Here is a 22,320-nt window from a genome sequence, read left to right as displayed (position 1 = left end):
TTAATATGGTTCAGTTTCATATTCAAACAGATAGCGAGATCCCCGCATCTACGCAATTATTCAATCAAATCAGGTTTGCGATCGCCTCGCGCCAGTTTCCGCCCGGGCACCGCTTGCCCAGTACCCGACAGCTAGCGATGCAGACAGGTTTGCACCGCAACACCATCAGCAAAGTATACCGACAACTCGAAAATACCGGACTCGTAGAAGCCCAAGCCGGATCGGGTATATACGTCCGCGCCCAAGGCCACGAAGGCGGTAGCAAACTCAAATCCCCGATCCTCGAAGAATATCCCCTTGCTAACAAAATAGTGCAAGAAAGTATGGATCAACTGCTGGGAGAGGGCTGTACGCTCAACCAAGCGAGGGAATTATTTTTGGCCGAAATAGACTGGCGGCTCCGGTGCAGTGCCCGAGTGGTCGTCACAGCCCCCACAGAAGACATCGGCGTGGGCGAGTTGATGGCGAAAGAACTGGAACAAGCTTTGCGGATTCCCATCCAGTTGGTGGCGATGGAAGATTTAGGTACTTTTTTGGATAATATCTCTGCGGGAACTGTAATCACGAGTCGTTATTTTATCGGACAAGCGGAATCGATTTCGGCGCCACGTTCGGTGCGAGTGATTCCCGTAGACATCTATGATTATGTTCAGGAAATTCAGTTAGTGGGGAGTTTGCCGAAGGATAGTTATTTGGGTATCGTGAGCCTGAGTTCGGGAATGTTGCGATCGACTGAAGTGATTATTCACAGTCTCCGGGGCGAGGATTTGCTGGTGATGACGGCTTTGCTGTCGGATGCCTACAAGATTAACTCGATCGTGCGATCGGCTAGAACAATTTTCTGCGACCAACCGAGTTTTGCTACAGTCAAAGCTGCCATTAACGCCGCCAGAGAGGATATTATTCGTCCCCCGCAACTGGTTTGCTCGGAAAATTATATCGGCTCTAAGTCGATTAATTTACTCAAACGCGAGTTGGGTTTGGGGTAACAGTTGACAGTTGACAGTTGACAGTTGACAGTTGACAGTTAGCAGTTAACAGTTAGCAGTTAACAATTCCAGATTACCAATTCCCAATTCCCAATTCCCGATTCCCAATTCCCGATTACCAATTACCATTATCCATGACCATTGAAATTCAACCTTCAATTAATGTTAAAACCGCGATCGAAAGCCGCCGGGCCGCGCGCAGTTTTAGGCCCGATCCGATTCCTCCAGCAATATTGGCAGAGATTTTTCGCTTGGGAGTGCGATCGCCCTCTGGTTATAACTTGCAGCCTTGGCGGTTTATTGTACTTAAAGATCCAGCCAGCAAAGAAAAATTAAAAGCCTGTGCCTTCGACCAGCGGCAAGTGGTAGAAGCCCCGATCGTGTTAATCTGTTGTGGCGATCGGCGCGCCGCCCAACCCGAAAACACCGAAGCCGTAATCGAATTGGGCAAAGCCGCAGGCGGAATGAACGAGAATTTAGCTGGTTATATGCGACAAGCAATCCCGCAATTGTTCGAGAACCATCCTTGCTTCGAGTTCCTAGAAACTTGGACAAACAGACATACAATGCTCGCAGTAGCTCATTTAATAATTGCAGCTAAAAGCTTTGGAGTAGACAGTTGTCCGATGGAAGGTTTTGTCGCAGCTAAGGTGAAAGAAGCCTTTCAAATTCCTGCTGAAGTAGATGTTTGCTGTTTGCTGCCGCTCGGTTATGCAGCAGAACCTTTCAAACAATACGGCGGGCGTTTTGACGTGACTCAAGTTTATTATGGCGAAAGTTATGGAGAGGCCTTGCAAGTTGAGATTTGAGAGTTAAGATTTGAAAATAGAGATTTGAGAGTTAAGATTTGGCTGAGTTGGTGCATAGCAGAAGGAAGAAGGAAGAAGGAAGAAGGAAGAAGGAAGAAGGAAGAAGGAAGAAAAGCAATGGTTTCAGCAATTAAGAACTTCCTAATCGTCTTGACGATTTCTATAAGTTCAAACAAAGCTGAAATCCCGATAATTTCTTCAAACTAAAATCTCAAGTGGTGATAGTAGATAGAGGAGCAAAATATGACAGTAGCAGCGCGACAAAGCAAGGCACAAATTCTAGAAGTAGAGTTGCAAAAACACTTGCAAGCAGCCGGATTTAAAAATTTACCGCTTTATATTAGTTGCGATTTTCGAGATGACTCTTTAACTGTTGTCGGAGAACACCCGCGCAGTTTAGTTCTTAAAGCTAAACCGACTTTTGCGGTGCTGGAAGCTGCTATTCTCGAAATACAACCAGAAGCTATTCAACAGATTGGACTTTGCCTGAAAATTACCGGGCAAAAACAGCCTTATGCTTTCCATTCTTTTACCATGAACAACCCTGTTTTGTCAAGACCCAAAACAGTGGAAGTGCGAAAAAAACCCGAGGAGAAACCCGCAGCAGAAACTGGGATAGTATTAGCAGAAGATGCTGGTGAGACGGCGGATGCAGCGGAGGAAATGCCGTTAGAAACGGATGTTGAAAAAGCGGGTGGGGATGAATATTTCCCTAATTTTTCTGAGAGTTCCAGCGATGCCGATCCGATCGCCTTTAAGGTAGCTGCAATCGGGCCAGATATTGCAGACAATCCCTTCGATGCGCTGGATATGGAAGCGGTAACAGTCGCCGAAACGCCCAAGACTTCACCGTTTACGATGTTGGTGGCCGCCGGAATGGTGAGTCTGGTGGCGGTGATTTTGGCGGGCGGTTATTACCTGCTGAGTCGGCCCTGCGTCATCGGAGAATGTACTGCATTAGCCAATGCCAAACAGTTGAGCGACAATTCGGCGAAGACTCTGAAAACGTCAAAAGTTGCTAGCAGCCCGGAAGAGGCGCAGGAACAGTTAAAACAGGCGATCGCACTTTTGGAACCGATTCCCGCTTGGTCAATTCATCGCGGTGAGGCTCAAACTGCGATCGAAAAATATCAGGAGCAAAGTCAAAATATCACGTCTGCGATCGATGCAGCGCGCCTCGCACAGTCTGCCGCCGGGAAAACCCAAAATCCGCCTGTTTCCGAACAGAACTTGCAGCAAGCCGAAACATTGTGGCAAAGTGCGATCGCCCAACTCGGAGAAATCCCCACAAGCAGCCCAGTTTATCCCTACGCTCAGACAAAGGCGAAGGAATACCGGAAGAATTTAGCCACGGGAAATCGGCAATTAGGCACAGAAAAACAAGCCGAAAAATTGTTGCTCGCCGCCAAAAGTGCAGCCCAAATAGCCGAAGCTCGGGAAGCAGTAGCTCAGACATCCCAGACATGGGGACAAGTAGAAGCCGGTTGGGAAAAAGCCCTAGGAATTATATCAGAAATTCCCAGCAACACGCAATCTTATCAACTAGGTAGATTGCTAGTTCCCAAATACGAAACCAAGCTTTCACAAGCTCGCGAGCGCCGAAATGTCGAAGGAATTTCGGAAAATGCCTACACTCAAGCTGTGACTTTAGCAGCGGAAGCTCGAATTTTAGAAGGCAAAAACGGCTGGTTTAAAGCATCGGAAAACTGGCGGAGAGCTTTGAGTTATGCCGAGCAAGTTCCGGCGGCTACTTCTTATTCCCAGAAAGCTAAACCGCTGATCGAATCCTACACAACATCTTTGCAGCAAGCGGAAGTTAAGTTGCGGGAAGAAAGAAACTTGCAAAAAGCGCGGACGGATTTGGATAAAACTTGCCAAGGCAAGCCGAAGATTTGCGATTATACTGTTAGCAATGGTTTGATTGCGGTGCAGATGAATCCTGATTACGTGGAGAAATTGCAACAAACTTTCATTCAAGCGAATAACAATAATGCTGTGAAGAGTCGCCAAGCTGTGGAAAAGCACGTTGCTACTTTGCAAAAGGCCTTGGAGGCGATCGCCGAAAACGCGAAAATTCCGATGCAAGTGTACGATGGCGAAGGCAAGCGGATTGCCAGTCACGAACCGAAGTAGAACATCCGCTGAGAAATCTCGCTTTGATGCGAGGCCAGATCCCTCTAAATCCCCCTTAAGAAGACCCACTTTGAGCGCTTCCTGTGGCTCCCCTTAAGACGGAGAAATGTCGATCGCTTCCTGTCCCCCCCTTCTTAAGGGGGGCTAGGGGGGATCGGCTTTATATGAAACCTATCGAGTTATACTTCGTTAACACAAACTACAATATCGGCGATCAAAAAGTATAAAATCAGGTTAGCAATCAAATGCTAGAAAAGGTAAAACTTCATAACTTCAAAAGTCATCAAGATACAGAAATTAATTTTGATAATTCAGGCTTACACGCCCTCCTAGGACAAAACAGTTCTGGTAAAACATCAGTTTTGCAAGCATTGCATTATCTCAGTCGGCTTACTAATTCATCATTTGCCAATATTTTTCAGAATGAAAGAGCGCCTCAATTTATTACAACAATTGGGCAAAATAATATGTCTGTTACTGTAAGTGGTTTTTGGGGATACAAATCTCGGACTGATTGGGAAGCTTCCTATAACTGGACACAAAGCGTTAACCCTCCTTGGTTTCCGAGAGCATCATGGAAAGTCGATGGAGAACCGGGAAATGTACAAGGATGGTCAAGTTCGCTGAGCGATGCTAAATATCCAATTCCTGAATCTTTGAGATACGCAGTTCATCTTAAGCTAGTAGCTACTAATCTTGCAAAAGCAGCTTACAGCAATGCAATTACCCCGCGAGTTGAGTTCGATGGTTCAGGCTTAGCACCTACCTTAGACTATCTTCGTGACGAAGCTCCAGATAAGTTTCAATCTTTACAATAAATGCTGAAACGGATTGTACCAGGTGTACGCAAAGTAGGCGTAAAACGAGCCAAGGTTATGGTAAATCGACAACGCTTAATCGAAGTCGATGGCAAATCTATCTCCTACGAAGAAAGTCAGGAAATTACAGGGCAAGAAGTTGTCCTAGACATGAATACTGGTAAGCGCATTCGAGCCCATGCGATTAGCGAAGGAACAATGCTCGCCCTCGGATTACTGACTGTTTTGATAAATCCAACTCAACCTAATTTAGTGTTACTGGATGATGTCGAACAGGGACTCCACCCAAAAGCGCAACGAGAATTAATCGCTGTTTTTAAGGAAATTATTCAAGAAAACAGCAACCTGCAAATTATTTTTTCAACCCATTCTCCGTACCTTGTCGATGAACTTACTCCGTCTCAAGTCCATGTATTAAGCAACAATAACTCCGGTGTGACTCGTTGCAAAAGATTAGATGAACATCCTGATGTAGAATGGGCAAAACAAACTTTGACTACCGGAGAATTCTGGGATGCGGAGGGAGAAGATTGGGTGATTGCAAGAGAAATCAATGATTGAGTTTGTGGTGATTGTCGAAAGTAGCGCCGACGCACGAACCGCTACTAAAGCCGTGTCCTTACCCAATATCGGTATTTCCAGCAATTTTATCCTTCAGTCAATCCCGCTTGAAAAATCTGTTGTGCCGTCAACTTCAACTCTGGAAAAGTTGGCGACTCAATCCTATCATCTCCCCGAAATTGACTAACTTCATACTCACCATCAACCAACCGATAAATCGAAAGAGTCGGTTGCTTGGGATTCCCAATAAACCTGCGACCACCCAAACCGAGATAATCCACAATCCAATATTCGGGAATCCCAATTAGTTCGTATTCACCTACCTTTTTTATGTAGTCATCTTGCCAATTCGTGCTAACTACTTCGACAACGAGCGGAATTGATGCCCCTTGAGTCACAGTTGAGAACTTTTTCCACAAAAGTTCTGATGCTAAACTTGGGCGATTTAATATCAGAATATCTGGAGAATAAGCACAGTCATTTTCAATGTTTTTGACTAATGCTTGTTTGGGAAAAACATACGGAAGTTTTAGCCTTCTGGACTCAGCATTTAACTCTGAACCTAAAAAACTGATAACTTCCTCATGCTCTCCTAATGGCTGTGACATTTCAACAATTACTCCGTTGTGCAGTTCATAACGTCCGTTTTCTGGTTTCGATTCCGCAAATTCTTCAAAAGTTAGCGTTTTAGTTGCAGTTTGAATCATGCCGAAGCCTCCAATAAAATTGGTTCGTAGTGAGGACTTTAGTCCGCATCAAATGAGAGAGGACTAAAGTCCTCACTACAAACCTTATTACCATTATATCGAAAATGAGTGAGTTCGTGACGCAATAACATTGGTTCGTAGTGAGGACTTCAGTCTGCATTCATGAAGGACTAAAGTCCTCACTACGAACCTTACCATTTGATTAATTGTGCATCTTGATTGAAAAACCTCCGACACAATCCCTCAGTCAATAATAGAGTGGCGATTAATGTTGCCAGCACCAACACAAACATAATCAAAATTTGGTAAGATGCAGCATCTAGTGGACTGACACCGCTCAACATTTGACCCGTCATTATTCCCGGCAATGTCACAATTCCCACGACAGTCATTGTGTTTAATGTGGGGATTAATCCAGCTTTAATCGCATCTTTGCGGTACTGTTTTACTGCTTGCTGCGGTGTCGAACCTAAACTTAAATGGGTTTCTATTTCTAACTGGCTGCTGTTAACTGTACTGACAAGTCTTTCGCCCGCGATCGCCCCTGAGTTCATCGCATTGCCCAAAATCATCCCCGCTAGGGGAATCAAATACTGCGGTTCGTACCAGGGGTCAGGTTGCAAAATTAGCAAGTTTGTATAGGCGAGAGTAAACGCCGTACCGATCGATATCGAACCCAAAACTAACGGCAGCAAATTCTTGATTTTTTTACTAATCCGGCTGCTGGCCACCATGCTAGCCGTTGTCAGCATGATGGCTAACACTGCTAACACCAGCCACGGATTTTTCCCCTCCGGCGCAAACACCACGGCGAGCACGTAGCCGACTCCGATTAGCTGGATCAGGGTGCGCCCCGCCGCGATCGCGATCGACCCCTCCAGCCCCAATCCCTGCCACGCCGAAAGCCCGATCGCGATCGCCACCATCCCCAAAGCCCAACCCAAATCAGTAAAATCTAGCAGAATTAACATCCGCGCTCCCTTTCGATAAAGTGATTGTTTGCCCGTCCAACTATAAGATATTTGAATAAAGGTTTCTGAGAAACAGTTTTGCTGTAAGAATTTGCTTTGATAATGGTTGCAATTTGTGGTGTCAAGAGTGAATAACGTTCCCCCCCTCGACTTAACCCAGCAGTACGCCCAGATTGGCGACGAGATCGGCGCTGCGGTACAAAAAGTGCTCGCCTCTGGCGGCTACATCGGCGGCCCCGCCGTCAAGAGTTTTGAGCAAGAATTTGCCAGCTACACGGGCGTTTCCGACTGCGTGGGCTGCAACTCCGGCACCGATGCGCTAATTTTGGCCTTGCGAGCTCTCAAAATTGGCCCGGGCGATGAAGTGATTACCACTCCTTTTACCTTCTTCGCTTCCGCTGAAACCATCAGCGCCGTCGGTGCAACTCCCGTATTTGTCGATATTGACAGCGGCACTTTTAATCTCGATATCGAACTCCTCGAAGCGGCAATTACCGAAAAAACCAAGGCAATTATGCCCGTTCACATCTTCGGACAACCCACAGACATGACTCGGTTGATGGAAATTGCCACCAAGCACAACCTAGCCGTCATCGAAGATTGCGCCCAGTCTGTCGGCGCTGAGTGGGAGTCTAGAAAAGTCGGCAGCATCGGCCATGTCGGCTGCTTCAGCTTTTATCCCACCAAAAACCTAGGCGCTTGCGGTGACGGCGGGGCGGTGACAACAAACGATCGCGCCCTGGCAGCTTCCATGCGTATGCTTAAGGAACACGGACAGTCTTCTAGGTATTTTTACGAGGAAATAGGCTACAACAGCCGTTTAGACGCCCTACAAGCCGTGATTCTGAGCATTAAACTGCGGTATCTCGACAGTTGGAACTCCCAGCGTCGCGAGAAAGCAGCCGTTTATAGCGAATTTCTCTCCCGCGTGCCCGGAGTTGCTGTCCCCAAAGAATTGCCCGCAGCCAAGCCTGTTTGGAACCAATACACAATTCGACTGACAAGTCAAGAATGCGCGCCAAATTCCTCTGGCGATTTCCGGGACTCGGTGCGGACTAAATTGCAGGAATCCGGCATCGGTTCGATGGTTTACTATCCGTTACCTTTGCACCTGCAACCTGTTTACAAATCTTTGGGCTATCAAGCCGGTCAGTTGCCTGTAGCTGAGCAAGTTTGTCGCGAAGTCTTGTCTTTGCCGATGTTCCCGGAACTTTCGAGGGATCAACAGGAGCGGGCGATTTATGGGCTGAAAGATTGTTTGGCCAAGGGCGATCGCGTTTAGGAGCTTTGGCGCAACGGCCGGAATCGAGGCAAACGCAGCAGGAGAAAGGAATTGCAGGGTTGCAGTGCGGTGAGAAAGTGCAGATCTCAGGGATCTCGGTTAAGTATTTTGACTGAGCACTTGTACTTTTATGTACTATATTTAATGAAAAGAAACAAATTTAGGCTGGCAATCCGCCTTCAACGGGTGCATTTTCCGCTCGCCTAAAATTTGCGATCGGTCAATGATGAAGAAAGAAGTTCGGCAACGGATTCTGTAACGGATGTAACGGATGTAACGGATGTAACGGATGTAAGGAAGAGGGAAGACAAGTCTTCGAGCGTAGCCGAAGGAAGAAAGTTTTAACTTTCGACTTCCGATGCCCTCTTTGGCCGATGCCCTCTTTGGCCGATGCCCAATTCCCCATGCCCAATTCTCAATTTAAGCTGCAATTTTCATAAAATAAGAGGAAAATAAACGAGTGCCTCAGTATCAATTCACTCAGGCTAGACGCTACGATCCACAAGCGATCGCCCAATATTACCGCAACCGTCCTTGGAAAGCAATTTGGCGAGCAATTACCGTTATTTGGTCATTTGCAGGCTTCGTGCTCGGGATGTTGTGGGACAGTTGGCAGCACGAAGTCGCCGCCCACCAGCCGGAACGCGCCGCCCACCTGCGACAAATACTCACCCGCTTGGGGCCCACTTTCATTAAAGTCGGCCAAGCCCTTTCTACCAGACCGGATTTAATTCGCAAAGACTTTCTGCAAGAATTGATCAAACTTCAGGATCAATTGCCACCCTTTGACTCAGTGCGGGCTTTCGAGATTATAGAAGCAGAACTCGATCGCCTCATCAGCGAAACCTACAGAGAAATCTCACCCGAACCAGTCGCCGCCGCCAGTCTCGGTCAAGTGTATAAAGCTCGTCTAATGACCGGAGAACAAGTAGCAGTTAAAGTTCAACGACCGAATTTACTGCCAATCTTGAGTCTTGACCTTTACTTAATGCGCTGGGCGGCTGGATGGTTGGGCCCGTTGTTGCCACTAAATCTCGGTCACGACCTCTGTTTAATAGTCGATGAATTCGGTATTAAACTATTCGAGGAAATTGACTATATCAATGAAGGCCGCAACGCCGAGAAATTTGCCACAAATTTTGCCGATGACCCAACAGTAAAAGTTCCGAGTATTTACTGGCGCTATACTGCAAAATGTGTTCTCACTCTCGAATGGATTGACGGTATCAAACTGACAGATATCGAAGCTGTTAAAGCCGCAGGTTTGGATACCGATACTTTAATTGAAGTCGCAGTCCGCAGCGGTTTGCGGCAGTTGCTAGAACACGGATTTTTTCACGCTGACCCCCATCCGGGAAATCTGTTTGCTTTAGCGGACGGCCGCATGGCTTACATCGATTTTGGGATGATGGATCAGATGGAAGAAACAACTAAAGAAACTGTGGTTGATTCTGTCGTTCATTTGATCAACAAAGATTATTTAGAGTTAGCCCAGGATTTTGTCAAACTTGGATTTTTGACACCAGATACAGATATTATGCCGATCGTACCGGCGCTGGAATCTGTCCTCGGCGATATCGTCGGCGAAAAGGTGGGAGATTTTAACTTCAAGACGGTTACAGACCAGTTTTCCGAGTTGATGTACGATTATCCCTTCCGAGTGCCCGCGAAATTTGCCCTAATTATTCGCTCTCTGGTAACAGAAGAAGGTTTAGCCCTGACACTGAATCCCGACTTCAAAATAGTCGAGGTAGCCTATCCCTACGTAGCGCGCAGATTGTTGAACGGGGAATCTCCGGCACTGCGGCGCCGCCTGATTGAGGTATTATTTAAAGACGGCAAATTCCAGTGGAGTAGATTAGAGGACATGATCGCGATCGCCAGATCCGATCGCAGTTTCGACCTGCTACCCACAGCCCAACTCGGCTTGCAATTTTTGCTGTCAGAAGAAGGGTCGTTTTTGAGACGCCAGCTAATGTTAGCGTTGATTGAGGACGATCGCATTCACACCCAAGAAGTTGGCAGCCTCTGGAACTTAGTCAAAGAAGACCTGCAACCAAGTCGCTTGTTCAACGTTGCTCTAGGCGCTTTGACAGAGCTTTCCACAGCAGGAACAGCCGCCCTGACTCGATTTTAATTAGAAGGAAAAAGGAAGAGGGAAGAAGGAAGAAGGAAGAAGGAAGAAGGAAGAAGGAAGAAGGAAGAAGGAAGAGGGAAAAAGGAAGAAGGAAGAAAATAATTCTACTTTTGCCAATTCCCAATTCCCCATTCCCAATTCCCCATTCCCAATTCCCCATTCCCCATTCCCAATTCCCAATTCCCCATTCCCCATTCCCCATTCCCATTCCCCATTCCCATTACCCCAAAAGAATTATTCGTGTATTACTTTCCAGAACCTCCGTATTTTTTAATGACCGCCGGATTACTAGCAGGTATGGCTTCCGGCTTAGCCTTTGAAGCAACACTCAAACAAGCCGTAGAACTGTGGTCTAAAAATCGTTCTAGCCGTACTTTGTCCAACCTAAAAGGTCTGCAATTGCAGTTACCCTTTTTGGGAATGGCCGGCGGAATTTGCATATTTTTAGCTTCAGGAATGGAGATATTCGGCTTCCCAAAATTACTTTCCTATGTTCTAGCCCTGCCGCTGACACTACTAACCGCGTGGCTGGTTTGGACTCAACTAGGCAAAGTTTTAATAGAACTACAACGCGGAGGTTCCCAAGCCTTAGACTTGGATTCTTTTTTTGAAGAACCATAGTTAAACATCAACCCTCTTTTCTAACAACGGAGAGGGTTGGTTCGTAGTAAGGACTTTAGTCCTTCAATTAAACATCAACCCTCTTTTATAACAACGAATAAGGTTGGTTCGTAGTAAGGACTTTAGTCCTTCTTTATGAAAATACGCAACTTAAATAGAACATTATTAACCCTTTGAATACCCCAACTTTTGAAATTCCTCTGCAAGCGAACCAACAAATTAAGAGATACTAATTTGGGCCGTGTTTCCGGCGAATGCAAATAGCGGTAGTGCAGAAATACATCTCGGTAAGGAATCTCAACATCTTCGCCCGCACACAATCGAGTAAATTGTGCAGCCGAAATACTCATGTAATGCAAATAAGTCAGCCGCCGTCCTTTATCGTATAAAACATAATCTATCACATCAAATTGAGAAGACCAATGATTGCCCGTTACCTGTTCTGCTTGATGGTAAGCAAAGTTATAAAAAGAGATGCCACTGCGGGGGACTAAATAGTTAAATAAAGGTTGGTCAGTTCCCCGCAATGACAAAATTTCAGATTCCCCTGAAGTCAATTTATTTAATAGTTCGGCTAAGTTATTTCGATTTAACACATTTTTTCGGGAAGCAAACCAACCCGCACAAAAAATCTGAGATTCCAGTCTTTCTATCTCAAAAACTTCTGCGAGTTTTTTCGATGATAAATCAAAGACATAATTGAGGTCAGATTTGTATTGAAAATCGTTAGTTACCCAATCAAATTCATCAATTTTTTGATAGATGTAATCCAGAGAACCCATTAACAGAGTGTCAGCATCAAAATAGATAAATTTGTCAAAAGGGCCGTCAAAACAGCAAAATTTTCGGTGCATTCCCAAACAGTGCACTGGCGCCCAACCTTTAGCTTGCCAATTTTTTTGAGCTTTTTGGTGAGATGTCCAAACTACAGTCGCGAAGTCTTCCCAAAATAGGATGGAATCGGTATTTTCAAATAGAGTAACATTAGTTCGCGAGGCAATTTCAACTCGCACTTTTTGCAAGTTATCATTGTATGGAATGATGCAAACAGGAATATTCTTCGCCCCATTGACTTCGAGACTGTTCAATAAAGCGACTAAGTGGTCAAAAACCACATCGTTTCCCAGAATATAAATGCCATCAGTCATAGTTGTTAATTAAAAAATTAATCCCGTAGGGTGCGTTGGGCGCTTCCGAATTATCTCGGTCTGATAGAATATCAATATAGCGCCCAACGCACCCAATCATCGCGTGAGGTGCGTTGGGCGCTACATTCATCTCGCATTATATCAAATATCAAAACAGCGCCCAACACACCCTACAAATATCGGAATAATCTTTGCACTAAAGTGGGTTTTCCCTCATCCAAATAACGATAATGTTGCCAAAGTTTCCAATAAGGACTGCCCGATTTAATTGGTATCCCAGCCCAGTGAATATATTTTAATCTTTTGCCTTTGTCATAAAGCACATAATCTCTTTCTTGAAAATGTGTAGAACCAGCCCAGCTTCCAGGTTCTGCCGCTGAATCTTTAACAAGATTCCAGCGTTTGACAATTAACTTAAGGATCATATAATTGAGTATAGGTTGGTCGGTGACATTTTGAGTAAAGTCAAAATATTCTCGATGCTGCGCGCATTCTCGCAAAGTTTCGTACATTTGTGCTTCTGTAATCGTGCCTTTTCTGGAAGCCCAAAAACCGCTGTTGAATACATCTTGAAGCTGTGAGTCGGTAAAGATATTTTGTTCTTTTACGACAGGTGAAAAGACGTTTCGCAGTTTTTCGCTGAGGTGGTGGTAGTCGCAGCAAAAAAAGTCTACTTCTGAGAGTTTGTTGAGGTTGGCTGCGATGTCTTCAAAGACGATGATGTCGGTATCGATGTAGAGAAATTCGTCGAGGGGGCCAAACCAGGCGCAGAGTTTCCGCATTTTGTTGGGAAGGGCGAGAAAGTTGCGATCGAATATTTGGCCGATTTCCCTGGTAAACTGTTCCACAAAGCCCAGATTTGGGTACAATTGCACCCCGTAGAGGCTGCTGAGGGCGGCGGCGACTTGCAGATAATTGTCGTCAAACGGGATCAAAAAAACTGGTACTTGACTATTGTACAGGCCTATGCTGGCTAAAAGGGCGATCGCGCTTTCCATCACCCTATCATTAGCAACAATATAAATACCGCGACTCATAAATTTATCCTCAACCTTCTCAACACTCTTTCTAGCAAATTCGGCGCAAAAATATCAGCATAAGACATTAGCGGTTCCCTAAAAATCGGCCGCTTTTCGGGTTCGCGGAGATAGCGATAGTGCAGAAACAAATCGCGATAGGGAAACTCAATATTTTCGCCAGCACAAACCCTGCGAATCAAATCCGGCTGCACCCCAATATAATGAATGTAAGTCAGCCGATTTCCCTTGTCATACAAAACATTATCTTGCTCTTCAAAATGTTGAGAAGTAACGCTGCACCCAGTTTGTTCCCTGTCAGGGAGACTGCGAGCAAAGTTATAGCTATTTATGCCAGTTTTCATCACCATATAGTTGAGCAAAGGCTGCTCTCCAGCACCAGAATAAAGGATTTCTGCATCTCCCGATTTGAGTTCAGCTACCAGCCAGTCCCTAGTATTTTGGTCAAACAATCCTTGCTTGCTACCGTAAAATCCAGAACAGAATATTTCCGAGTCGATCCGATTTTGCTCAAAAACTTGGAGAAGTTTTGGCGACTGAATGTTATATACTTTAGTTGGGTCGCGAAATTGAAAATCATAGACCACAAAATCAGATAGCTCTAACTTCTGAAAAATCGCATCAAGGGAATTCATCACCAAAGTATCGGCATCCATATAGATAAACTTTTCAAACGGGCCGTCGAAAGCACAAAAGCGGCGGTGTGCGCCGTAAAGCCGAAACTTTTTGCGGTTCAAACGCTCTGGTGCGGCTGCTTGCATGAATTTGTCCCATCGCTGAATTGAGGCGCTATCTTCATAAATAAACACGTTGGGACGGTTAACAATTTCAGCTTTGATTTGCTGTATATGGTCGTCGAAAGGATAAATGCAGACGGGAATATTTAAGCCTAAAATAACTTCAATACTGTTGAGCAAGGCAATTAGTTGGTCGCAAACTGTATCGTTAGCTAGCGTGCAAATTCCGTTCATATTTGCGGACTTTGTTGGTGTAGTTGCGGTTTCAACCGCCGAATTATCTAAAGGGTAAAATGGTAAAAAAGAGTCCTCGCGGGAAAACTAGGACGAGGGAGAAACCGACGCAACCGCTACGCGCAAACCCCAGGACCACCAACTCATGCCCGGCGAACGCGAGAAGCGAAAGGCACAACGGCAATTGACCGCAAGGTCGTACCAAGAACCGCCACGTCGCACTCGGTTATTATCTGTGCCAGTTTCCCAGGAACTTCCGTCAGTTGGTGCGTCGTTATAGTTTCTATGCCACCTATCGCTGCACCACTCCCAAACATTGCCGTGCATATCATACAGTCCAAAGGCATTGGGGAGAAAACTCCCTACATCATTTTTTTGTTTGCGGTAAAGTCCTGTGGAGGCGTTTGCGTAGGGGCTGTTTCCGTCATAGTTGACTAATTCCGGGGTAATGGTTTTCCCAAAATGAAATGGGGTTGTAGTTCGGGCACGACAGGCGTATTCCCATTCTGCTTCTGTCAGCAGGCGATATTTTTTACCAGTTTTTTGCGAGAGTTTGCCACAAAATTCGACTGCCATATTCCACGATACAGATTCAACAGGAAGTTTTTCACCTTTGAAATCCGAGGGGTTGTTGCCCATCAATGCTTGCCACTGTGTTTGGGTGATGGGATATTTCCCTGCAAAAAAAGCGGGTACTGTTACTTGATGCTGCGGACTTTCACAACAGTCTCTACCTTCCTCTGTTGCTGGCGAGCCCATCATAAAAGTGCCGCCGGGAATATAAACCATTTCCAGTACAATTCCGTTCCCTAAGTCTTCGGGAAAAAAGCGAGCATAATGACGGCTGCGACTATTTTCTTTTCCTTCCGCATCAACTGTGATGACATCAAAGTCAAATGTAGGGAGATAGTCTTGAGGGAAATGGAGTTTAAGCTTTAAGTCATCCCTATCTTTGAGCAGCGAATAGGCAGCAAATTTCACCGCCATTGATTCATCTCGCAATGCCCCAATTATCAAATCTAAACCTGCATCTCCATATTTCAGCGCTTCTGACAGTGCAGTAATTTTTACCTCGACAATCGGTGAAGCCAAACGACTCTTAACACCGGGAATCCCGCCTAAGACTGCCGCACCTAATGGCACTTGAGATTGACCGCCGAGTACAGCATCGTATTCTCTAGGTTGATTTGGATTTTCTGTCATTGCGCTATTTCCTAAGATACAAAATTGGACAACCAATTCAGCAGGTTCAATTCGTGGAGAATGATTTGTCGGGCTTCGGCAATTTTCTCCCTAGCTTCATGCCAACAATCCGGCGTAGCAATCACCTCTTTAATAAATTCTACTCCCTTCTCATCCAAACTGGGCAGCCGCAGAAAACTTCCCGCCGGCAACAACTTATCCGCCGCCGAACCGCCGTAATAAATCGGCAAATTCCAAGCTAACAAAGCATCCCAAAGTTTTTCGCTGACATACCAATCATTTTCTGCATAATTCTCCACAGCCAAATTGTAATAGTAAGGCGCGACAGCGTGCCATTTATTGTTAACCGTGCCGTTTCCCTGCGCCCAACTTGGCAAGTTTCGCCCGTAAAGGTCAAAGTCTAATTCTTGTTCTTGCAGCAATTTGAGAAAATCTAATCTACGTCGGTGGTTGGCTGTGCGACTAACGCCTGAAGTTATCCAAGAACAGCATTTAGTTTTAGTTGGTGGTGGCATTTCGTTTAATTCTCGAAATGAGTTTGAGTGATACCAAATCGCGGGCATATAATTGGGATTGGGTGCGAAATCGTCCGGCCCGGAAATGTAACCGCAATAAAGTTTTGCTTGTTCGTAGTTGGCTTTGGTAATCTCAATTACTTCTGCCAAAGGTGGTTCTCTGATTAGGTAAATAATGCGTTCTTGGGGAACGTTGCGGAATTTTTCTCGAAAGTCATTTTCTGGTTTGGGATGCCTGTAGCTGCGTATTTTATCGAGCCATGACTGCTGTTTTGGCGATCGGGGAAAGTCGAATTGATACATGAGTAAAAAATCTGGTTCCGGGTGGTTGGCGAGCATTTGAATGTTGCCCCATTTGCCGAAGTTGTGAGGGGTTTGTTGCCACAGCCAATCGCTTTGATTCATGCCTGGATAGGTGGTGATTGCGCTGATAATTTTGGGGGTCATAAATTGATGTTTTGTGCGTTCTATTCTTTAGTCTAGCAGTCCAACAGTCCGTCAGTTCGTTAGTCCCAGAGTCCGTCAGGGGTTTAAACCCCTGCCTCAAAGCTAAAGTCCTCTAAAGAGGACTGAGGAATAATTTTAATTGTGAACTTTTTTGAGTTAATAAGTAATAAGTTTAGTCCTCTTTAGAGGACTTTAGCTATTAGCCAGGGGTTTAAACCCCTGGCGGGCTGCGGGACTAACAAACGGCCGCAATGCGGGACTAACAAACGGCCGCAATGCGAGACTAACAAACGGCCGCAATGCGGGACTAATAAATAATTTGCGATCGCACATCCGCATCCACACACCCCAAAATTTTCTCAATTCTATTTTCCCACGAAAACTGCTTGACAAAACCCAATGTTTCTGCATAACCTTCGATTTTCCTCGGATATTTGGTCAAACTATCTCGAATGCTTTCGGCGAACTTGTGCGGGTTATCCGGTTCGCACCAAATTGCAGCTATATTTCCCGATTTGAATTCCATTAAAGATGCAATCTCTGTGGCTACAATTGGAGTTCCCGATGCCATATAATCAAAGAACTTCAAAGGAGACGTGAATGTCGCAGCCTCTGTCAAACAGTGAGGGTGAGTCAAAACATCCGCCGCTTGTAGCAAGCTGGCTAGTTGATTTTGAGGGAGGTAGCCGAGAAAATTGATGTTCTTGACCTGCTTGTCTGTGGCTAACTGCTGGTATGCTGTTACTTGAGATGAGTCACCACCGGCGATCGCAAATTGAACTTCCGGCAACTCCCGCGCCACATCCACCAGCATATCCACACCTTTAAACGGGTAAAGTCCGCCCGCATACACCGCTAAATATTGCCTTCCACCTGCTAATAATCGCTGCCGCCAATTCTCGGCTGATTCTGTTTGTCTCGCGAGAAACAACTGATTAAAACCATTGTGCAGCACAATCACTTTTTCGGGTGGCATTCCATTCTGAATCATGCTGTCTCGGACACTACCGGCAACAGTTACAGCAATTTGAAATAAAGGATTTTTAACAACCTCCGGCTCAAACTTCTTATCTTCGTGGTGGTGTTGTTCGTAGATAGCGGGAATGCCGTTTTTAATGGCAGCTTTGACAAAGTTCCAGTCGCGGGTGTGGACGATTTTAGTGAATTTCAGCAGGTGAATCGGTAAATAGTATTTGCAAACTATTGTACTCGCACTCGTCCACTTGCTGTCCCAAAAGTCGATCGGCCACGGCACGGGTAAATCTGCTAGTTTTAACTTATCCTGAATATTATAAATTTTGGTAAGTTGGTCATCCGGTTTTCTCGGTCGAAAAGGAAACATCAAATCAAGCGGATTCAAACTACTCCAGCCTTTGCGGAGGTATACCAAAACTGCTGGATAACCGAGATTTGCGGCAGCATTAGCAGAGTGTGCAACTTGAACCAAGCTGGCTACATTGGCTTGTGGTAAAGTATTTCTCGTAAAAAACACATAATATTTAGACATGGGCATGGGGCATGGGGCATGGGGCATGGGGCATGGGGCATGGGGCATGGGGCATGGGGCATTGGTAACAGTTAACAACAAATAACCAATAACCAATAACCAATAACCAATAACCAATAACCAATAACCAATAACTAATAACTAATAACCAATAACTAATAACTAATAACAACAGACTACTTTTTAGCTGCCTGACGTTTAATAGTATTTTCTATAAATTCCAAAGTTTTGAAAATATTAGCAGCAGAGTGATATGATTCTCTGATTAACTCATCTCTTTCTTCGGGAGAATCTACCATTTCATCTACTAGCAATTTCAGGTAAGCTATCATGGGAGTCAGGCGAGTGCGAATTTCGTAAGAACCCCTAATTAATGCTTCATCGCGGGCGGTTTCTTCGGCAAATTGCATTGAATACAAGCGAGTGTAGTAACCTCCTTTGGCTAGCAATTCTTCGTGGGAACCGATTTCTACTACTTGTCCGCGATCGATCACGGCGATTTTGTGGGCTTTTTGGACTGTGGAGAGGCGGTGGGCGATGACTAAGGTTGTGCGATCGCAACACAATTTCTCGATCGCCGATTGCACGTACCTTTCCGAAACCGTATCCAGCGAACTCGTAGCCTCGTCTAAAATCAAGATTTCCGGGTTTTGCAGCAAAGCTCTAGCAATCGAAATCCTCTGACGCTGCCCTCCCGATAATATCACACCGCGATCGCCAATTTGAGTATCCAACCCCTCCGACAACAGTTCGATAAACTCATAAGCATTCGCCCCCTGCGCCGCTTCCACAATTTCAGCCTCCGTCGCATCGGGCCTAGCGTAAGCAATATTTTCGCGCACCGAAGCATTAAACAAAAACGTATCTTGGCTGACAATACCCATCGCTTTTCTGAGACTTTTCAGATCAAATTCGCGCAAATCCCTACCATCGAGCGAGATATTACCTTCTGTAGGATCGTAAAATCTCGGCAGTAAATCTGCCAAAGTTGACTTCCCAGAACCCGAAGTTCCTACCAAAGCCAAAGTAGTGCCGTAAGGTAGAAATAAATCAATTCCTTGAAGAACTAAATTTTTGTGATTCGGATAACTAAAAGATATTTTATTAAAACGAATTCCCGATCGCAAATGAGTGTACGGCACAGAACCGTTCAGCATAAACGGCTTGTCATCGCAGCTCAAAAAATTATTAACCACCTCTACGCTAGCCGAAGTATTAGCAAATTGACTGCGCCCGCTATTCAACTGAGAAATCAAAGGAATTAACCTAAAAAGTACCAACAAATAGGTCAACAAAACCGTTGAAATAGATTCAATTTCATTGGCAAATATTGTGCGACCGATAAATACAATCAAAATAATCACGATCAAATTAACAACTTCGTTAATTGGGGCGATCGCCGCATAATTTACCTGAGCCTGAAAATCCGCGTGTTCTCGCCTTTGAATTAAATGCTTGATCCGCTCGTACTCCCTTTCCTCGTTCCCCGTTGACTTAACCAGCCGAATCCCAGTCATGGTTTCGAGCACCCTCACCGAATAATCTTTCGACATTTCAGAAAGCAGGTGGCCAAAATGCTTAGAACGGTTAATAATGTACTGATTTGTCCAAGAAACTAACGCCAGCAAAAATGTAGCTGTCACCGTCAATTTCCAGGAAATAGAAAGCAGCAAACCCACAAACACCAAAACGGTGATTGAGGTAGTAAACATTCCGATCGCCGTGCCAACTGCACTCGCAGTCCGGCCAATCTCCCCGCCCAATCTATTAATTAAATCTCCTACTTTAGTTTTCGAGTAAAAATCTAAATCAACTTCTAACAACAGCCGCAAACCCGCTTCTCGCAAATCAAAAGTCAGAGAGCGCGTCAGAGAAGTAGCCACCAAAGTATTGATATAGCTCGCAATATTTTTTAAAGTAATTGCCAGAACAATCGCCGCTGTCATCAACATTAAACGCTGATTTTCCGGCAGTCCCTCAAAGGGATACATCAAAGTTTTAATTAGAGGTGGAGCGCCCCGCAGCTCGATAGCTTCCTCTAAAAAACTTAAAAGCACTGGTACAATCAGAGTAGTGCTGATACCGTTGAATAAAGCCCCAGAAAAGCCCAGCAGCACAGTTAAAAAAATCCTGCCCGGATATCGTCTGGCAAATTTTAGGAGTAGCTTATTGGCAGACATGAAGCATTCCCAGCTAAACAGTACGGCATCTCAAAATATTCTTTATAGAACTTACGCACGAAATGGCTCAAATGCCGATCCCCCCTTGAAAAGGGGGGAACCTGAAAGCCCCCCTTTTTAAGGGGGGTTGGGGGGATCGATGCGTAATTCCTGCTTTAGTTACAGCCAGTTTTTCTTCCTCCATTCCGTCGCTCGCTGCGTCACCTAAACATACCTGCAATTATATCTGAAAGTATTGGTGACATTGCTTGAATGCTATATTGTTTCACGCATCTTTCCCGAGCTTTCATTCCTTGCAAATTCGCGGCTGTCAAATTTTGAAATATCCATTTAATTTTTTGGGAAATTTGAGCGGGAGAACTGGGTTCGACTAAATAACCAGTTCCGCCTAAAATTGTAGGAATATCTCCCACGCGCGTAGATAAAACAGGCTTAGCCATTGCCATGCCATCTGTCAGCTTGAGCGGAAACTGAGCCACCGCTGTCAGAGTCTCTCGCTGAGGAACAACGACAACGTGAGCCGCCGCTACAACTTCAGGCATTGTCTCGACAGGAAACTTTGGCAGTTTAACAATCCAACGCCCCCATTGTTTCACAAGTTTATCATCATAATCATCATAAGGACTTCCGCCGACGATCGCTAATTTTAAATCCGGCTCATTTAAATGTTCGAGGGCCATCAAAACATCCTCAACACCTTTGTGAGGCCGCGGCGCCCCGGGAAACATCAGAACTCTATAGCCGGACAAGCCGTAACGCTGTCTGCTCAATTCAGGATTGTATTTAGCAGGGTCGAACATTTCAGTATCCTTACCATTAGGCAAATATACACCACCAAAACGCTGTTTTAAAAACTCTGTATCAACGGTGACAGCATCAGCACGGGAAACTAAACCTTCCATCCACTTGACATATACCGGATGATCGGGTTCTCGCAATTGACCGTTTTGTTTGAAAATATCTCGATAAAGTTGTTTGAAAGAAGGGCGATATTTCCATTCGTCGCCGCCGCACCAGCTAAGTTCCCAGTCATCTATATCTAAAATGACAGGGCGGCGATTATCTAGTTTTTTTAGCAGCGATAAACCAAAGCTTGTGGGTTTAGGTTTGACTGCATAAATAATATCCCCATCTATTTTTTTCAAAACTTTTTGAGCATCCGTCAAAAATCCCGGATATTTTTTCCCCGGTATCGCACATACCGGGATGCCTCTGGGAGGAATAGCATACAATTCCTTGCCAAACTGAAATCCGACGACTTCTACATCGCATTTAAGCTCGATCAGGACTTGAGCTAGGAGAAAAGCACGAATTGCACCTCCTCCAGACAAATCGCTCACCACTAATGAAACTTTCACTTGGTAATTTTTTATTAAAAAAGTTGCTTTATTTTCCTACTTAACCGAGATTTTGTCAAGGGTAGCAAAGCTAAAAATAGTTTTTTGAGGGAAATCCTCGGATCTTTTAAGGCTAAAGCATCTTTGATTTCTTGTCTTAATTTGGTGGCTTCTGATGCAGTTCGCAAATACAGTTGCGGGTGAATTAAGGAAAGCTGTAAAATGTTAGTTCTAGAGGCCTCTTTTTGCAAGATTGGATTTGTTGTTAAATATTCGGCGTTGGCAAATATAAGTATATTCTGGGCGTAGTACCATTTAACTCGCTCGTTTTGCCATATTTTATTTCTCACGCAGTCAATCGCTACATATCCTTGCTCTTGAAATAGTTTCGCCCAATAGTCGGGCCACTGTTCGTTAAGGTGATTTGTTCCTCCTTGAAATGGTACTGCGGCCGAGAATAAAATCACTGGGCCAAGCTTCACTAAAGAATTTACAAATACCCGGGCGCACTCGGAGGGCAAGTGTTCTGCTACTTCTAAGGAAACAACTAAATCAAATTGTTGTTCTACTGATAAAGGTTGGCTTAAATCTAATACTAAAAAGTTGGTCTCTGGGATTTCTAGCATTTTTCGGTCTACCCAATCACCGTCTATTCCCAAAATATCTTTAACGCCGAATTCTTTGAAGGCTGACAGCCAAGTTCCCGTGCCGCAACCGACATCTATTACTCGTTTTGGCTGCACGAATTCCCAAAGAATAGGGATAATTTCTTGGGCTGATTCTTGGGCTGTTTTTTGGAAGTATTGATATAATTCTTTGGTATAATGTTGCACGGTATCTAGAGCGATCCTATTTAGGGCTTGCCGAAAAAGCCTAAAACCTTTACAGAGAAAGACTTTGACTGGTTTGAACGCTCCGCGTGTGCAAGCTTATGAGCTAAAATCTGT

The 22,320-nt window shown here is 45.0% G+C and carries 21 protein-coding genes; 9 read left to right on the top strand and 12 right to left on the bottom strand.

What is annotated here, in order from left to right; translation table 11 throughout:
• The first annotated feature begins 5 nt into the window (after positions 1 to 5).
• From JGK39_RS13855 to JGK39_RS13835, 5 genes are all read left to right on the top strand, one after another.
• On the top strand, positions 6 to 989 hold the full coding sequence (locus JGK39_RS13855) for a GntR family transcriptional regulator (protein ID WP_293252663.1): 984 nt from the start codon (positions 6 to 8) through the stop codon (positions 987 to 989).
• A 134-nt stretch (positions 990 to 1,123) separates the two neighbouring features.
• Positions 1,124 to 1,798, top strand: a complete 675-nt coding sequence (locus tag JGK39_RS13850) for a nitroreductase family protein (protein WP_293252666.1) — start codon at positions 1,124 to 1,126, stop codon at positions 1,796 to 1,798.
• Positions 1,799 to 2,041: 243 nt separating this feature from the next.
• A complete protein-coding gene (locus JGK39_RS13845; protein ID WP_293252671.1) occupies positions 2,042 to 3,931 on the top strand; it encodes a hypothetical protein in 1,890 nt (629 codons plus the stop codon).
• 245 nt (positions 3,932 to 4,176) lie between these two features.
• A complete protein-coding gene (locus JGK39_RS13840; RefSeq protein WP_293252674.1) occupies positions 4,177 to 4,749 on the top strand; it encodes an ATP-binding protein in 573 nt (190 codons plus the stop codon).
• Entirely contained in the window at positions 4,750 to 5,310 is a 561-nt protein-coding gene (locus JGK39_RS13835) for an ATP-binding protein (RefSeq protein ID WP_293252677.1), read from the top strand.
• An 86-nt stretch (positions 5,311 to 5,396) separates the two neighbouring features.
• On the opposite strand, the gene JGK39_RS13830 is transcribed toward JGK39_RS13835, so the two are convergent.
• A complete protein-coding gene (locus tag JGK39_RS13830) occupies positions 5,397 to 6,017 on the bottom strand; it encodes a Uma2 family endonuclease (RefSeq protein WP_293252680.1) in 621 nt (206 codons plus the stop codon).
• A 191-nt stretch (positions 6,018 to 6,208) separates the two neighbouring features.
• Complete coding sequence (fetB, locus tag JGK39_RS13825) at positions 6,209 to 6,988, bottom strand: iron export ABC transporter permease subunit FetB (RefSeq protein WP_293252683.1); 780 nt, start codon at positions 6,986 to 6,988, stop codon at positions 6,209 to 6,211.
• Positions 6,989 to 7,115: 127 nt separating this feature from the next.
• Here fetB and JGK39_RS13820 point away from each other — a divergent pair, with 127 nt between their 5' ends.
• The 4 genes from JGK39_RS13820 to JGK39_RS13805 all read left to right on the top strand — a co-directional run bounded on the left by JGK39_RS13820 (position 7,116) and on the right by JGK39_RS13805 (position 11,028).
• Positions 7,116 to 8,270 carry a DegT/DnrJ/EryC1/StrS family aminotransferase gene (locus tag JGK39_RS13820; RefSeq protein ID WP_293252685.1) on the top strand — a complete coding sequence of 385 codons (1,155 nt, stop codon included), beginning with the start codon at positions 7,116 to 7,118 and terminating at the stop codon, positions 8,268 to 8,270.
• A 210-nt stretch (positions 8,271 to 8,480) separates the two neighbouring features.
• Positions 8,481 to 8,615, top strand: a complete 135-nt coding sequence (locus JGK39_RS13815) for a hypothetical protein (RefSeq protein ID WP_293252687.1) — start codon at positions 8,481 to 8,483, stop codon at positions 8,613 to 8,615.
• A 115-nt stretch (positions 8,616 to 8,730) separates the two neighbouring features.
• Positions 8,731 to 10,407 (top strand): AarF/ABC1/UbiB kinase family protein, encoded by a 1,677-nt coding sequence (locus tag JGK39_RS13810; protein ID WP_293252690.1) that lies wholly within the window; start codon positions 8,731 to 8,733, stop codon positions 10,405 to 10,407.
• Positions 10,408 to 10,647: 240 nt separating this feature from the next.
• Positions 10,648 to 11,028: a hypothetical protein gene (locus tag JGK39_RS13805; RefSeq protein WP_293252693.1), complete on the top strand. Its 381-nt coding sequence runs from the start codon at positions 10,648 to 10,650 to the stop codon at positions 11,026 to 11,028.
• Positions 11,029 to 11,150: 122 nt separating this feature from the next.
• Here the strand turns inward: JGK39_RS13805 and JGK39_RS13800 are convergent, their stop codons facing one another.
• From JGK39_RS13800 to JGK39_RS13755, 10 genes are all read right to left on the bottom strand, one after another.
• Complete coding sequence (locus JGK39_RS13800; RefSeq protein WP_293252696.1) at positions 11,151 to 12,176, bottom strand: Npun_R2821/Npun_R2822 family protein; 1,026 nt, start codon at positions 12,174 to 12,176, stop codon at positions 11,151 to 11,153.
• A 170-nt stretch (positions 12,177 to 12,346) separates the two neighbouring features.
• Complete coding sequence (locus JGK39_RS13795; RefSeq protein WP_293252699.1) at positions 12,347 to 13,213, bottom strand: Npun_R2821/Npun_R2822 family protein; 867 nt, start codon at positions 13,211 to 13,213, stop codon at positions 12,347 to 12,349.
• Positions 13,210 to 14,184, bottom strand: a complete 975-nt coding sequence (locus JGK39_RS13790) for an Npun_R2821/Npun_R2822 family protein (RefSeq protein ID WP_293252702.1) — start codon at positions 14,182 to 14,184, stop codon at positions 13,210 to 13,212. Before JGK39_RS13790 ends, JGK39_RS13795 begins: the two co-directional genes overlap by 4 nt.
• A gap of 87 nt (positions 14,185 to 14,271) precedes the next feature.
• Entirely contained in the window at positions 14,272 to 15,387 is a 1,116-nt protein-coding gene (locus JGK39_RS13785) for a formylglycine-generating enzyme family protein (protein WP_366048885.1), read from the bottom strand.
• A gap of 11 nt (positions 15,388 to 15,398) precedes the next feature.
• Entirely contained in the window at positions 15,399 to 16,349 is a 951-nt protein-coding gene (locus JGK39_RS13780; RefSeq protein WP_293296630.1) for a glycosyltransferase family 10, read from the bottom strand.
• Between the two features lie 307 nt (positions 16,350 to 16,656).
• Positions 16,657 to 17,856, bottom strand: a complete 1,200-nt coding sequence (locus JGK39_RS13775; RefSeq protein ID WP_293252711.1) for a glycosyltransferase family 4 protein — start codon at positions 17,854 to 17,856, stop codon at positions 16,657 to 16,659.
• Positions 17,849 to 18,064, bottom strand: a complete 216-nt coding sequence (locus JGK39_RS13770; RefSeq protein WP_293252726.1) for a hypothetical protein — start codon at positions 18,062 to 18,064, stop codon at positions 17,849 to 17,851. Before JGK39_RS13770 ends, JGK39_RS13775 begins: the two co-directional genes overlap by 8 nt.
• Complete coding sequence (locus JGK39_RS13765; protein WP_293296628.1) at positions 18,033 to 20,036, bottom strand: ABC transporter ATP-binding protein; 2,004 nt, start codon at positions 20,034 to 20,036, stop codon at positions 18,033 to 18,035. Before JGK39_RS13765 ends, JGK39_RS13770 begins: the two co-directional genes overlap by 32 nt.
• 200 nt (positions 20,037 to 20,236) lie before the next feature.
• Positions 20,237 to 21,394, bottom strand: coding sequence for a glycosyltransferase family 4 protein (locus tag JGK39_RS13760; RefSeq protein WP_293252717.1), 1,158 nt, complete (start codon positions 21,392 to 21,394; stop codon positions 20,237 to 20,239).
• Positions 21,395 to 21,408: 14 nt separating this feature from the next.
• Positions 21,409 to 22,206: a class I SAM-dependent methyltransferase gene (locus JGK39_RS13755; protein ID WP_293252720.1), complete on the bottom strand. Its 798-nt coding sequence runs from the start codon at positions 22,204 to 22,206 to the stop codon at positions 21,409 to 21,411.
• Positions 22,207 to 22,320: the final 114 nt, after the last annotated feature.

Origin of the sequence: Microcoleus sp. PH2017_12_PCY_D_A (assembly GCF_020738565.1) — a bacterium.
Lineage (GTDB): Bacteria > Cyanobacteriota > Cyanobacteriia > Cyanobacteriales > Microcoleaceae > Microcoleus.
This window is presented reverse-complemented; position numbering and strand designations above follow the sequence as displayed.